Here is a 14,327-nt window from a genome sequence, read left to right as displayed (position 1 = left end):
CCGGGCAGGTGACCATGTATCACTCGGGTGAGTTGGCAGTGCAGCGGCGGATGGGACAGGAGGCCATCGCCACCCGCGTCGGTCGCATGATCCGCACCGAAGTTCCGGCGGCCGCTGCCGAGTTCCTCGCCGAGCAGCCGATGATCGTGATCGCCGCAGCCGACGACGACGGCCGGGTGTGGACCAGCTTGATCGCTGGTCCACCCGGCTTCGTCCACGCCGACGATCCGCGCACGATCCTGCTCGACGCGCTGCCCGCGCCGGACGATCCGGTCCGCGATGCGCTGCTAGGCCGACAGCAGATCGGGATGATCGCCATCGAACCGCAGACCCGGCGCCGGATGCGGGTCAACGGCTCCACCGAGCCGGCGGGGACGGGCCTGCGGATCCACACCGACCAGGTGTATTCGAACTGCCCGAAATACATCTCGCGCAGGGACATCACCGAGGTGCGGTCCAGCACGGAGCCGCCCGGCGTTCACCGTGGCGAGTCACTGACCCCGCGGCAGCAGGAGATCATCGCCACTGCCGACGCCTTCTTCATCGGGTCAGCGGATGCGACCGGCAATGCCGACGCGTCCCACCGCGGCGGCAATCCGGGCTTCCTGCAGGTGCTTTCACCCCGGCAGCTGCGCTGGCCGGACTACCGCGGCAACTCGATGTTCATGACGCTGGGCAACATCGAGGCGAACCCGCGGTGTGGCCTGTTGGTGGTCGACTGGTCTTCCGGATCGACGCTCCAGCTCACCGGAACCGCTGAAATCAACTGGAATGAAGCCGATTCGAGCGCCGGCGCCCAATGTGCCGTCGACTTCACCGTCGATGAGGTGGTGGAGCTGACCCACGTCAGCCCACTGCGGTGGAGCACCGCCGAGCTCTCGCCGGCCAACCCGGGCCCGGCCTAGGGCGCGCTGCGCTCCTGCTGCGCGGCCTCGAGCAGCTCCCTGGCGTGGGCCCGGCCGCTGTCGGACTCCCCCAACCCCGCCAGCATCCGGGCCAATTCGGCGACCCGGTCCTCGTCGTCGATCCGGCGCACACCGCTGGACTTGGCTCGGCCATTGCCGCTGTCGACCACCAGGTGGGCGTCGGCGAAGGCCGCGACCTGAGGCAGGTGGGTCACCACGATGACCTGGTGGGTGCGGGCCAGCCGGGCCAAGCGGCGGCCGATCTGCACCGCCGCCCGGCCGCCGACTCCGGCATCGACCTCGTCGAACACCATCGTCGTACCCGCCGTCGACGCCGACAGCACCACCTCCAGGGCCAGCATCACGCGGGACAGCTCACCGCCGGAGGCGCTCTTGGCCAGCGGCAGCACGTCGGCGCCGCGGTGCGCGGTGAACCCGAACTCGACGGCGTCCACGCCGTCGTGACCGGCGTGCAGCATCTCGCCGTCGGGCATGGTCACCGGCGCGGAGTCGTCGGCGCGCGCAGGCATCGGAGCCACGCCGATGGTGAACACCGCATTGGCCATGGCCAGCCCGGCCAGTTCCGCGGTCACCGCCTTGGCCAGCCCTTTGGCCGCTTTGGACCGGGCCTTGGTGAGTTCGCCTGCCGCCGCGACCAGTTGGCCCTCCAGCTCGGCGACCTTACGGTCCAGGGCAGCCAGGCTCTCCTCGGACACGTCGAGCTGCGCCAACCGTTCGGCAGCCTCGCGCGACCACGCCAGCACCCCGTCGATGTCGGCGGCATATTTGCGGGTGAGGGTGCGCAGCTCGGCCTGCCGCGCCAGTTTGGTCTCCAAAGTGCTCGCGTCGCTGGGCAATTCGGACAGATAGTCGCCGAGCTCGCCGGACACGTCACCGATCACCGCCATCGCCTCGGCCAGCCGACCCCCCAGCGCCTGCAGCGCCGAGTCGTCGGTGGACTCCAGCGCCGCCTGCGCGCGGCCAACACCGTCGGCGGCCGACGTGGACTCCGGCGTGGGTTCGTCGAGCTCGCCGGCCAACGCGAAGCGGGCGGTCTGCGCGGCTTCACGCAGCGCATCGAGTTCCGACAACCGGCGGATGTCGGCGACGATCGCCTCGTCCTCACCGGGTTCCGGTGCGACCGCGTCGATCTCGTGGATTCCGAAACTGAGCCGGTCGGCCTCCTGGGCCAGTTCCCGGGCCCGCCTGCGACGGTCGGTCAGGTCGCGACGCGCCGCCAGCCACTCGTCACGGATGCTGCGGTAGCGGGCCAGCGGCTTGTCGACTTCGGCGAACCGGTCCAGTGCGGCCCGCTGCTCGTCAGGACGCATCAACCGCAGCTGGTCGTTCTGGCCGTGCAGGGTCAGCACCTCGGCGGTGAAGCTGCTCAGCGATTTGGCCGGCACACTGCGCCCACCCAGATACGCCCGCGACGGCCCGGCCCGACTGACCGAGCGGGCCGCGATCACGCTGCCGTCGTCGTCACGTTCGGCTCCGGAGGAATACAGGATCTCCTCGACTCGCCCGGTCACGTCCTCACCGAGTTCGATTGTGCTGAACCGGCCTTCCACCACGGCGCGGTCGGAACCCGAACGCACCCTGGTCGCGTCCGCCCGCGCCCCGCCGAGCAGGTGCAGGCTGGTCACCACCATGGTCTTACCGGTACCGGTCTCCCCGGTCAGCACCGTCAGTCCCCGGTCGAACTCCGCGGTGGCAGCGCTGATCGCGCCCAACGACTCGATACGAATCTCTGACAGCACAGGTATCTACTGTCCCCGCCATCCGGTGACCGGCAACCGGAACTTGCGTACCAGCCGATCGGTGAACGGCGCCGAGTCCAGCCGTACCCACTTCAACGGGGTGCCGCAGCGTTCGACTTCCAACCGACCACCGGCGGGCACCACCATCTCCCGGCGACCGTCGCAGAACACCAGGGCATCGTTGCCGGATGCCTCGATCTCGATGGCGATACTGGCCAGCGGGCTAGTCACCATGGGCCGGGCGAACAAGGCGTGGGCGTTGTTGGGTACCACCAGGATCGCCTCGAGGTCCGGCCACAGCACCGGGCCACCCGCCGAGAACGCGTAGGCGGTGGAGCCCGTCGGGGTCGACACCAGCACCCCGTCGCAGCCGAACGACGAGACCGGCCGGCCGTCGACCTCCAACACCACGCCGAGCACTCCCAGCCGCGGCCCCTTCTCCAGGCTGGCCTCGTTGAGCGCCCACCCGCGGTTCACCACGTCGGATCCCACCCGCACCGCGATGTCGAGGGTCATGCGTTCCTCGACGCGGTAGTCGCGCTCGATGACGCGCTCGAGCACGTGGTCGATGGCTTCGGCCTCCGCCTCGGCAAGGAAGCCGATTCGGCCGAGATTGACTCCCAGCACTGGGATCTCGACGTTGCGCGCGAGCTCGGCGGCCCTCAGGAACGTGCCGTCCCCGCCGAGCACCAGCACTAGTTCGCAACCTTCGGCCGCGCGCTCCTCGGCATCGACCACCTGGATGTCGACCCCGAGTGCGCGCATGTCATCCGGCGCCAGGTGCAGCGGTCCGCGGTCCACGGCCTCCGCAGAGAGAACCTTCAGACCAATGCCGTTGTCGCCGAGCACCTTTTCCACTCGACGGGCAACTTCGGTCGCCTCATCCCTGCCCGTGTGCACCACCAGCAGAATCGTGCGTTCAGCCGTCATTGCGGCCCCTCCTCGACGGCCCGTCGCACTGCCTGCTCCAGCGACTCGCCATCCAAGGGCCGGTCGCTCTGGGCACGCAGGTGCAGGAAGTACTCGACATTGCCCGATGGTCCCGGGAGCGGGCTGGCCGTCACATCGACAGCATGCCACTGCAACGCGGCTGCCCTGCGGGCGACCGTGCACACCGCGTCGATGCGCAACTCGGGATCGGATACCACGCCGCCCGCGCCCACCCGGTCCTTGCCGACCTCGAACTGCGGTTTCACCATCGGAACGATATCGGCGTCGGCCGATGCACAGGTCGTCAGCGCCGGCAGGACGGTGGCCAGTGAAATGAACGAGAGATCCGCCACGATCAGCTGCACCGGCCCGCCGATCGCCTCCGGGGTCAACTCACGCACATTGGTGCGTTCCAGCACGTGTACCCGTTCGTCGGACCTCAACGGCCACGCCAACTGGCCGTAACCCACGTCGGCGGCCACCACCTCGGCCGCACCGCGGTCGAGCAGGACCTCGGTGAAGCCCCCGGTCGAGGCACCGGCGTCGAGGCAGCGACGGCCCTCGACGACGACGTCGAACGCGTCGAGCGCACCGATCAGCTTGTGCGCACCCCGCGAGACCCACGCGCGTTCCGCGGAGGCGATCACCGTGATGTTGGTGTCCGGCGCGACCGCAGTCGCCGGTTTGGCGGCGGGCATGCCATCGATCCGGACGCGGCCGGCCTCGATCAGTTCGGCCGCCTGCTGACGTGACCGGGCCAGGCCCCGCCGCACCAGCTCGGCATCAACGCGAGCGCGCCGCGCCACCGGCGCTCACCTTTCGGTCGCCTGCGGTCCGCCCGGCTGCCCCCTGTCGACGGATTCAAGGGCCTGCACGAGCAGATCGTGGGCCTGCTCGAGCCGGGCAGCCACCACGTCGATGTCCATGCCGTCGAGTGCGGAGGGGTCCACCGCCGGGTCCGGCACGTCTGCCAGCACTGCAGCGACCTGCGCACGCAGTTGGTCGGGATCGGTAGTCATAGCGACACTCACGCTAGTCGATGGGTGCCGACAGCAACGACCACCGTTGCAGCGCATGGCGCGCTGTGTCGTCGCCGGCGGAGACCGTCAGGGCGTCGTGCCCCAGGTCCGCGCCCCACACCGCGTGCGCCGTGGCCCGCACCACCGACAAGTCGTCTTGGGGATCCTGCCCGGTCGCGTGTACGACCACCGTGTCGGTGTCGACGTCGATCCGCCAGGCCGAGTGGGGTCCGATACGGAGCGTGTCGGCGTCGGCATGCAATCCCCGCAGATCCGCGGCGAGGTATCCGGGACGCTCCGCGGCCACGGCATGTACCGCCTCGCTCGCGGTGCTGACGCCGGTGAGCACCATCAGGCTGGGCAGCCCGGCGGCAACGGCCCCCGCGATGTCGGTGTCGAGCCGGTCCCCCACGACCAGCGGGGTTGTGAACGTCCCCCGACTCAGCGCGTCGTTCATCAGCGTCGGTTGGGGCTTGCCGGCCACTAAGGGCGCCTGCTCGGTCGCCGCACGCAACGCGGCCACCATCGAGCCGTTGCCCGGCAACAGCCCACGTTCAGAAGGCAACGTCAGATCGACGTTCGCGGCGACCCACAACGCCCCGGCCCGGATGGCGAGCGCAGCCTCGGCCAGATTTGGCCATGCGGTCTCCGGCGAGTGGCCCTGCACCACCGCGACCGGATCCTCGTCGAAGGTGCGGACGGGACGCAGGCCGACAATGCTGACCTCGTCGGCAAGCGCGTCAGTTCCCACGACCAGAACCGGTGCACCGGGCGACAGATGATCGGCCAGCAGGTGCGCCGCGCTCTGCGCGCTGGTCACCACATCGTCGGAGGCGGCGGTGAACCCGAGTTCACGCAAGTGCTCGGCGACCTGCTCAGGTGCCCGAGACGCGTTGTTGGTGACATACAGCACCCGGGCGTCCAGACCGGCCAGGCTCTCGATCGCACCGACTGTGGGCTCGTGCCCGCGAAACACCGTGCCGTCGAGATCGAGCAGCAGGCAATCATGTTGCCGCGCAAGCGTCGTCACGTCAGGAAAGCTCCGTGATCCGGTCTTCCGCGTCGGTGATGCCGTCGATGTCCGCCTGCTCCGCGTGGACGAACCACTGCAGGGCCTCCTCGGTACGACCGAGCGCCAGCAAGGTGTCGGCGTACACGTAGAACAGCCGAGCGGCCGTCTGGCCCACGCTGGTCGGGTCGAGCTGCGGCGTGGACAGGATCGCCAATGCCTGCTCGAACTGCCCGAGATCCGAACGTGCGCCGGCCGTGACGATGCGCAACTCGTCGGCATCCTCACCGGTGAGCGCGGCAGCCTCGTCGCTGCGGGCCAGTTCCAATGCCCGCTCGGGCCGTCCGACACCGCGTTCGCAGTCGGCGATCATCGGCAGCAACGCGGACTTGCTGCCCATCCGCCGGGCCGCGCGCAATTCGGCGAGAGCCTGTGCCCAGTCACCGCTGTGATAGGCAGCGATGCCGACGGCCTCACGTACCACCGCGATCCGGCCGGCCCGATTGCGGGCGGCGCGGGCGTGGGCGAGCGCAGCGTCGGGATCTTCATCGAGCAGCTTGCCGGCCATCACGAGATGACGGGCAACGAAATCCGCCGTGGTCTTGTCCAGCGTCACCAGTTCCCGACGCACGTCAGGGGCCAGTTCCTTGGCTTCGACATCGGCCGGCAGCCTCGGGCCGTCGGGCCTGGTATCGCCATCTGCACTCGGCTGCGCCGGACGAGCCCGGCCCGGCCCGGAAGTCCTGGGCGCGCCGGAACGTTGATCCCGCCCGCGCTGGTCGTAGTGCCGCCGAGGACCCGAATTGTTGCTCGATGTGCGGTCGTTGGATGCACGCCGCGGGCGCCGCTCTGCGTCGCCTTGTCTGTCTCCGACCACGTGTGCCTTTCTACCCGCCCTTCCCGCAAAGGATACTGGCAGCAGCCACAGCCGACATAATTATGTGAGCGCCGACGCAGCGGATAATCGCTCGAATTTCAATGGAATTCGAGGAATGAAATCGACAATGAAAAGCGAATCGCCCCCCACGTAAAACGTGGGGGGCGATTCTTAATTTGTGTTCGGCGGTGTCCTACTTTTCCACCCGAGAGGGTAGTATCATCGGCGCTGGCAGGCTTAGCTTCCGGGTTCGGGATGGGACCGGGCGTTTCCCTGCCGCTATGGACCGCCGTAACTCTATTCACTCGTTTTTGAGTGTAAACCTGTGTGTTTTGGTGGTGGGGTGCGGTGTGCACGCCCGACACAAGTGTCGTGTGTGTTTGTGGTGTGGTTGCGTAGCAGATGTGTGTCTTACTGAAACTCATCAAACATTTGGTGTTTGTTGGTTGTTGTAAGTTTTCGGCCGGTTAGTGCCAGTTCCCTGCACCTATTACTAGGCTTCCAGGTCTGGTCTATCAATCCCGTGGTCTGCGGGGGGCCTTATCCCTCTAAAAGGGTGAGAAGCCTGGTCTTGGAGGGGGTTTCCCGCTTAGATGCTTTCAGCGGTTATCCTGTCCGAACGTGGCTATCCAGCGGTGCTCCTGGTGGAACAACTGGTATACCAGAGGTTCGTCCGTCCCGGTCCTCTCGTACTAGGGACAGATTTCCTCAAGCTTCTGACGCGCGCGGCGGATAGAGACCGAACTGTCTCACGACGTTCTAAACCCAGCTCGCGTGCCGCTTTAATGGGCGAACAGCCCAACCCTTGGGACCTGCTCCAGCCCCAGGATGCGACGAGCCGACATCGAGGTGCCAAACCATCCCGTCGATATGGACTCTTGGGGAAGATCAGCCTGTTATCCCCGGGGTACCTTTTATCCGTTGAGCGACACCCCTTCCACTCAGAGGTGCCGGATCACTAGTCCCGACTTTCGTCCCTGCTCGACATGTACGTCTCGCAGTCAAGCTCCCTTGTGCACTTACACTCAACACCTGATTGCCGTCCAGGTTGAGGGAACCTTTGGGCGCCTCCGTTACATTTTGGGAGGCAACCGCCCCAGTTAAACTACCCACCAGGCACTGTCCCTGAACCGGATATACGGTCCGAGGTTAGAGGCCCAATACGATCAGAGTGGTATTTCAACAACGACTCCACCCACACTGGCGTGTGAATTTCACAGTCTCCCACCTATCCTACACAAACCGTATCGAGCACCAATACCAAGTTGTAGTGAAGGTCCCGGGGTCTTTTCGTCCTGCCGCGCGTAACGAGCATCTTTACTCGTAGTGCAATTTCGCCGAGTCTATGGTTGAGACAGTTGAGAAGTCGTTACGCCATTCGTGCAGGTCGGAACTTACCCGACAAGGAATTTCGCTACCTTAGGATGGTTATAGTTACCACCGCCGTTTACTGGGGCTTAAATTCTCTGCTTCACCCCGAAGGGTTAACAGGTCCTCTTAACCTTCCAGCACCGGGCAGGCGTCAGTCCGTATACATCGTCTTGCGACTTCGCACGGACCTGTGTTTTTAGTAAACAGTCGCTTCTCACTGGTTTGTGCCACCCCCTCCCGCTGCCGGCCGCAAGAGCCTTGACGATATGGGGGTCCCCCTTCTCCCGAAGTTACGGGGGCATTTTGCCGAGTTCCTTAACCATAGTTCACTCGTACGCCTTAGTATTCTCTACCTGACCACCTGTGTTGGTTTGGGGTACGGGCCGTGTATGTCCTCGCTAGAGGCTTTTCTTGGCAGCATAGGATCACCGAATTCGCCTCAAACGGCTATGCATCACCTCTCAGGAATATGAAACGCGGATTTGCCTACGTTTCTCCCTACCGGCTTACCCCAGTACAACCACTGACTGGTACGGCTACCTTCCTGCGTCACCCCATCGCTTGACTACTACCCACCGGGGTCCCACGCAGCCCCGTCAACGCCTCACCCCGAAGGGATCGGTCACGACGGTTTTGGATGGTTAGCACAATGGATTCATCATGGACGCACATACACGGGTACGGGAATATCAACCCGTTGTCCATCGACTACGCCTGTCGGCCTCGCCTTAGGTCCCGACTCACCCTGGGAGGACTGGCCTGGCCCAGGAACCCTTGGTCTTTCGGCGGGCAAGGTTCTCACTTGCCTATTCGCTACTCATGCCTGCATTCTCACTCCCACACCCTCCACAGCTAGATCACTCTGCTGCTTCACCGGATGCAGGACGCTCCCCTACCCAACGATAAATCGTTGCCGCGGCTTCGGCGGTGTACTTGAGCCCCGCTACATTATCGGCGCACAATCACTTGACCAGTGAGCTATTACGCACTCTTTCAAGGGTGGCTGCTTCTAAGCCAACCTCCTGGTTGTCTTCGCGACTGCACATCCTTTTCCACTTAGTACACGCTTAGGGGCCTTAGCCGGCGATCTGGGCTGTTTCCCTCTCGACGCACGGAGCTTATCCCCCGCCGTCTCACTGCCACATTCTTGGACTTGTCGGCATTCGGAGTTTGGCTGACGTCAGTAACCCTGTGGGGCCCATCGGCCATCCAGTAGCTCTACCTCCAACAAGAAACATGTGACGCTGCACCTAAATGCATTTCGGGGAGAACCAGCTATCACGGAGTTTGATTGGCCTTTCACCCCTACCCACAGCTCATCCCCTCAGTCTTCAACCTAAGTGGGTTCGGGCCTCCACGCGGTCTTACCCGCGCTTCACCCTGGCCATGGGTAGATCACTCCGCTTCGGGTCCAGAACACACCACTACACCACACACTGTTGTGTGGATACGCCCTATTCAGACTCGCTTTCGCTGCGGCTACCCCACACGGGTTAACCTCGCGACATGTCCCTGACTCGCAGGCTCATTCTTCAAAAGGCACGCCATCACCCCACCACAAAGTGGAGGGCTCTGACGGATTGTAAGCGCACGGTTTCAGGTACTATTTCACTCCCCTCCCGGGGTACTTTTCACCATTCCCTCACGGTACTAATCCGCTATCGGTCACTGGGAAGTATTCAGGCTTACCGGGTGGTCCCGGCAGATTCACAGCAGATTTCACGGGCCCGCTGCTACTCGGGAACACCATTAAGGTAGATGTCAGGTTTTCACGTACCGGGCTCTCACCGTCTACGGCAGGTCATCCCAAACCATTTCCGTTAACCACAACATTTTCTCACTACCCTCCAGTCAGGTAGAACTGGAAAAATAGGTCCCACAACCCCGCACACACAACCCCTACCCGGTATCACATGCATACGGTTTAGCCATCCTCCGCTTTCGCTCGCCACTACTCACGGAATCACTTTTGTTTTCTCTTCCTACGGGTACTGAGATGTTTCACTTCCCCGCGTTCCCTCCTGCACCCTATGTATTCAGATACAGGTAACACGACATCACTCGTGCTGGGTTTCCCCATTCGGACATCCTCGGATCAACGCTCGGTTGGCAGCTCCCCGAGGCATATCGCAGCCTCCAACGTCCTTCATCGGCTCCCAGTGCCAAGGCATCCACCATGCGCCCTTAAACACTTACAACACAAAAACCAAAAAATGAGTTTCAAAAGAAATTGCACATCAACACACAAAAAAGCGACACCCACCCGAAGGCCGGCGCCACACTCCTGCGTGCTAGATGCTCGCAACCACTATCCACAAATCAAACACCACACCCCACCACCAAAGTGAGGCAACAACACACCCCCTGCCCCCAACGGGACAGGACTGCGGGCCTGTTGTCTCAAAGCCCAATAGTGTGTCTGGCAGTTTCAGAAGTTTGTTGTGCACCAAGCCGGCGCCACTACAGCGCTCCAGCTCCTCACGGCTACATCCCCACCAATTGGAGATGTTTATCGTGGTGCTCCTTAGAAAGGAGGTGATCCAGCCGCACCTTCCGGTACGGCTACCTTGTTACGACTTCGTCCCAATCGCCGATCCCACCTTCGACGGCTCCCTCCACAAGGGTTAGGCCACCGGCTTCGGGTGTTACCGACTTTCATGACGTGACGGGCGGTGTGTACAAGGCCCGGGAACGTATTCACCGCAGCGTTGCTGATCTGCGATTACTAGCGACTCCGACTTCACGGGGTCGAGTTGCAGACCCCGATCCGAACTGAGACCGGCTTTGAAAGGATTCGCTCCACCTCACGGCATCGCAGCCCTTTGTACCGGCCATTGTAGCATGTGTGAAGCCCTGGACATAAGGGGCATGATGACTTGACGTCATCCCCACCTTCCTCCGAGTTGACCCCGGCAGTCTCTCACGAGTCCCCACCATTACGTGCTGGCAACATGAGACAAGGGTTGCGCTCGTTGCGGGACTTAACCCAACATCTCACGACACGAGCTGACGACAGCCATGCACCACCTGCACACAGGCCACAAGGGAACCAATATCTCTACTGGCGTCCTGTGCATGTCAAACCCAGGTAAGGTTCTTCGCGTTGCATCGAATTAATCCACATGCTCCGCCGCTTGTGCGGGCCCCCGTCAATTCCTTTGAGTTTTAGCCTTGCGGCCGTACTCCCCAGGCGGGGTACTTAATGCGTTAGCTACGGCACGGATCCCAAGGAAGGAAACCCACACCTAGTACCCACCGTTTACGGCGTGGACTACCAGGGTATCTAATCCTGTTCGCTCCCCACGCTTTCGCTCCTCAGCGTCAGTTACTGCCCAGAGACCCGCCTTCGCCACCGGTGTTCCTCCTGATATCTGCGCATTCCACCGCTACACCAGGAATTCCAGTCTCCCCTGCAGTACTCTAGTCTGCCCGTATCGCCCGCACGCCCACAGTTAAGCTGTGAGTTTTCACGAACAACGCGACAAACCACCTACGAGCTCTTTACGCCCAGTAATTCCGGACAACGCTCGGACCCTACGTATTACCGCGGCTGCTGGCACGTAGTTGGCCGGTCCTTCTTCTATAGGTACCGTCACTTGCGCTTCGTCCCTATTGAAAGAGGTTTACAACCCGAAGGCCGTCATCCCTCACGCGGCGTCGCTGCATCAGGCTTGCGCCCATTGTGCAATATTCCCCACTGCTGCCTCCCGTAGGAGTCTGGGCCGTATCTCAGTCCCAGTGTGGCCGGTCACCCTCTCAGGCCGGCTACCCGTCGTCGCCTTGGTAGGCCATTACCCCACCAACAAGCTGATAGGCCGCGGGCCCATCCCACACCGCAAAAGCTTTCCACCACACCCCATGAAGAGCGCGGTCCTATTCGGTATTAGACCCAGTTTCCCAGGCTTATCCCAAAGTGCAGGGCAGATCACCCACGTGTTACTCACCCGTTCGCCACTCGAGTACCCCGAAGGGCCTTTCCGTTCGACTTGCATGTGTTAAGCACGCCGCCAGCGTTCGTCCTGAGCCAGGATCAAACTCTCCAAACAAAACTCCCCATCCAAAGACGAGGCAGAATTCAATCAGAAAAATCCGATCACAAACAAAAGACACCAACAATCTGGCATCAAAAAAACAGCCACCCATTATGATCGGAAGACGGGGAGTCCCCCAAAATGAGTGGCAAAAAACAACAAACAAAAACCACCAAACACACTATTGAGTTCTCAAACAACACGCCCGAGTTTGTCGCGCAGAAATCCCGCGGCTAAAAGCCGCTGAACTTTACTGCGGGCAGTGAGAATACCCACCGTAATGGGTGTCTCTCTCGGATTTTGTCTTCGCTCTCCGGCGCTTGTCCGTGTCGCTCTGACCTGGAATAAGTTACGTGAGCGCTAACAGCGAGTCAAATCGCCTGGTCGCTCCGACGTTTTCCCAGGTCAGAGCCCGCACGCCGGATGGCCTAGGCGCCCACGCGCTCCACCCCGGCAATGTGCCGCTTGCCACGTCGCAACACGAGCCAACGCTCGTGCAGAAAATCGGAATGCTGTGGTATCCACTCGTCACTTTCGATGCGAATGTTGTTCACGTACACGCCGCCCTCCGCGACGTTGCGGCGTGCGGCTCCCTTACTCGCCGCCAATCCCGTGTTGACCAACAAATCGACGATCGAATCCGGGCCGCCCGGCTTCAGCTCGGCCACCTGCCCATTGCTGGCCTCGCGCAATGCCGCGCCGAGGGTCGATTCGTCCAGGTCGGTCAGCTCGGCCCGGCCGAACAACGCCTGACTGGCCAGCTCGACCGCCGTCGTCGCGCCTTCCCCGTGCACCAGCGTGGTGAGTTCACGCGCCAACCGCTTCTGCGCGGCGCGTTCATGGGCGCGGTTCTGCGTGGCGTCCTCCAGGTCGGCGATCTCGTCGGGCGACAGGAAGGTGAACCAGCGCAGGTAGCCGATCACGTCGGCGTCGCCGGTGTTCACGAAGTACTGGTACCAGGCGTACGGACTGGTCATCTCGGGATCGAGCCACACATTGCCGCCGCCGGTCGACTTGCCGAACTTCTTGCCCTCGGAGTCGGTGACCAGCGGTGTTGTCATGGCGTGGACGGTGGCGCCCAGCTTCTGACGGACCAGTCGGGCGCCGGCCACGATGTTGCCCCACTGGTCCGAGCCACCGATCTGCAGCGCGCAGCCGTGGCGCTGGTGCAGCTCCACGAAGTCATTGGCCTGAAGCAGCATGTAGCTGAACTCGGTGTAGGAGATGCCGTCGCCCTCCAGCCGGCGGCGGACCGTCTCCCGGTCGAGCATCACGTTGACCGAGAAGTATTTGCCCAGGTCACGCAGGAATTCGATGGCGGACAGCTGAGCGGTCCAGTTCAGGTTGTTCTCAACGATGGCGCCGGTGGGGCTGTCGTCGAATTCGACGAAGCGCTCCAGCTGGCCCCGGATACGCCCGGCCCAGTCGGCGACGGTGTCGGCGGTGTTGAGCGTGCGTTCGCCGGTGTCGCGCGGGTCCCCGATCATTCCGGTCGCCCCGCCGGCGAGCACGATCGGCCGGTGCCCGGCCTGCTGGAACCGCCGCAGTGTGAGCAGCGGTACCAGGTGCCCGGCGTGCAGACTGGGCGCGGTCGGGTCGAAGCCTGAGTAGACGGTCATCGGTCCCGTGGCCAGGTCGTTCGCCAGTGCATCGCGGTCGGTCGACTGCGCGATCAGGCCACGCCAGTCCAGCTCATCGAGGATTCCCATCGCTCCAGAAGTCATGCGATCAATCATCGCGTTTCAATCACTGGCGCCGGGCGCCGGGGCACGCGGGCTGCGCCGGTAGGCCGACACCTCTCCCCTGTCCGCCAGCCACAACCGCCATCTACGGTCGGCGGCCTTGCTCACGCCGACCCGTGGGCCGTCGAGCACCGCGCCCGGGTCACCCAACCTCAAGCGGACCGGACTCTCGGCATCGAAAAGGTCAATTCCGTTGTCCTCCATGGTGATTCCCAGGGCAGAACAGAGGTTTCCCGGTCCCCGCGCCAGCGCGGCCGGCCGGATCGCCGGTCCACGGCGGGCGCCGGCAACGTCGGCGCCCTCGCACACCGCGGCCGCCCGCAGCAGTACCGCTCCCGCGACCCCGTCGAATCCGCAGACGACATTCGCGCACACGTGAATGCCATGGCTGCGATAGGTGTACAGGTGCCCGGGCGGGCCGAACATCACGAGGTTGCGTCCGCCCGCACCGCGAAACGAATGCGAGGCGGCGTCGGGCCAGGGCCCGTCGGGCGGGCCGCCGTACGCCTCCACCTCGACGACGACGGCACCGACCCCGCGGCCAGTCAGCTCTGCTCCCAGCAGCCGGCGGGCCGCGAGCAAGGGGTCACCAGTCAACAGCTCGGTGCCCATCTGCAAGCCCACCCGAGCGATTCTGCACTTCTCGACATCCACCGTTGACACCGGCCGCACTTGGGCGCAGT

The 14,327-nt window shown here is 63.5% G+C and carries 9 protein-coding genes and 3 rRNA genes; 1 reads left to right on the top strand and 11 read right to left on the bottom strand.

What is annotated here, in order from left to right; translation table 11 throughout:
• The first annotated feature begins 14 nt into the window (after window positions 1-14).
• Window positions 15-905 (top strand): pyridoxamine 5'-phosphate oxidase family protein, encoded by an 891-nt coding sequence (locus ACNQR1_RS17395; RefSeq protein ID WP_418050411.1) that lies wholly within the window; start codon window positions 15-17, stop codon window positions 903-905.
• Here the strand turns inward: ACNQR1_RS17395 and recN are convergent.
• The 11 genes from recN to ACNQR1_RS17340 form a co-directional block, all read right to left on the bottom strand.
• A complete protein-coding gene (recN, locus tag ACNQR1_RS17390) occupies window positions 902-2,665 on the bottom strand; it encodes a DNA repair protein RecN (RefSeq protein WP_418047401.1) in 1,764 nt (587 codons plus the stop codon). The genes ACNQR1_RS17395 and recN overlap by 4 nt on opposite strands.
• Window positions 2,666-2,671: 6 nt before the next feature.
• Window positions 2,672-3,595 (bottom strand): NAD kinase, encoded by a 924-nt coding sequence (locus ACNQR1_RS17385; protein ID WP_418047400.1) that lies wholly within the window; start codon window positions 3,593-3,595, stop codon window positions 2,672-2,674.
• Window positions 3,592-4,401 (bottom strand): TlyA family RNA methyltransferase, encoded by an 810-nt coding sequence (locus ACNQR1_RS17380; RefSeq protein WP_418047399.1) that lies wholly within the window; start codon window positions 4,399-4,401, stop codon window positions 3,592-3,594. Before ACNQR1_RS17380 ends, ACNQR1_RS17385 begins: the two co-directional genes overlap by 4 nt.
• A 6-nt stretch (window positions 4,402-4,407) precedes the next feature.
• Window positions 4,408-4,614 carry a hypothetical protein gene (locus ACNQR1_RS17375; protein ID WP_418047398.1) on the bottom strand — a complete coding sequence of 69 codons (207 nt, stop codon included), beginning with the start codon at window positions 4,612-4,614 and terminating at the stop codon, window positions 4,408-4,410.
• Between the two features lie 13 nt (window positions 4,615-4,627).
• The gene (locus ACNQR1_RS17370; protein WP_418047397.1) at window positions 4,628-5,644 is read right to left on the bottom strand and encodes an HAD-IIA family hydrolase; all 1,017 of its coding nucleotides are present in this window, start codon (window positions 5,642-5,644) and stop codon (window positions 4,628-4,630) included.
• Between the two features lies 1 nt (window position 5,645).
• A complete protein-coding gene (locus ACNQR1_RS17365) occupies window positions 5,646-6,500 on the bottom strand; it encodes a tetratricopeptide repeat protein (RefSeq protein ID WP_418047396.1) in 855 nt (284 codons plus the stop codon).
• Window positions 6,501-6,680: 180 nt separating this feature from the next.
• Window positions 6,681-6,794, bottom strand: a 5S ribosomal RNA gene (rrf, locus tag ACNQR1_RS17360).
• 153 nt (window positions 6,795-6,947) lie between these two features.
• Window positions 6,948-10,069: ribosomal RNA gene (locus ACNQR1_RS17355) — 23S ribosomal RNA — on the bottom strand.
• A gap of 330 nt (window positions 10,070-10,399) precedes the next feature.
• Window positions 10,400-11,917 (bottom strand): 16S ribosomal RNA (locus ACNQR1_RS17350).
• Together the 16S, 23S and 5S rRNA genes form the textbook arrangement of a ribosomal RNA operon.
• A gap of 413 nt (window positions 11,918-12,330) precedes the next feature.
• Complete coding sequence (gene tyrS / locus ACNQR1_RS17345) at window positions 12,331-13,611, bottom strand: tyrosine--tRNA ligase (RefSeq protein WP_418050410.1); 1,281 nt, start codon at window positions 13,609-13,611, stop codon at window positions 12,331-12,333.
• Between the two features lie 33 nt (window positions 13,612-13,644).
• Entirely contained in the window at window positions 13,645-14,256 is a 612-nt protein-coding gene (locus ACNQR1_RS17340; protein ID WP_418050409.1) for a DNA-3-methyladenine glycosylase, read from the bottom strand.
• Window positions 14,257-14,327 lie beyond the last annotated feature (71 nt).

Source organism: Mycobacterium sp. 48b, assembly GCF_048282725.1.
GTDB lineage: Bacteria > Actinomycetota > Actinomycetes > Mycobacteriales > Mycobacteriaceae > Mycobacterium.
The sequence above is the reverse complement of the archived record's forward strand: the minus strand, read 5'-3'. Positions and strand labels throughout refer to the sequence as shown.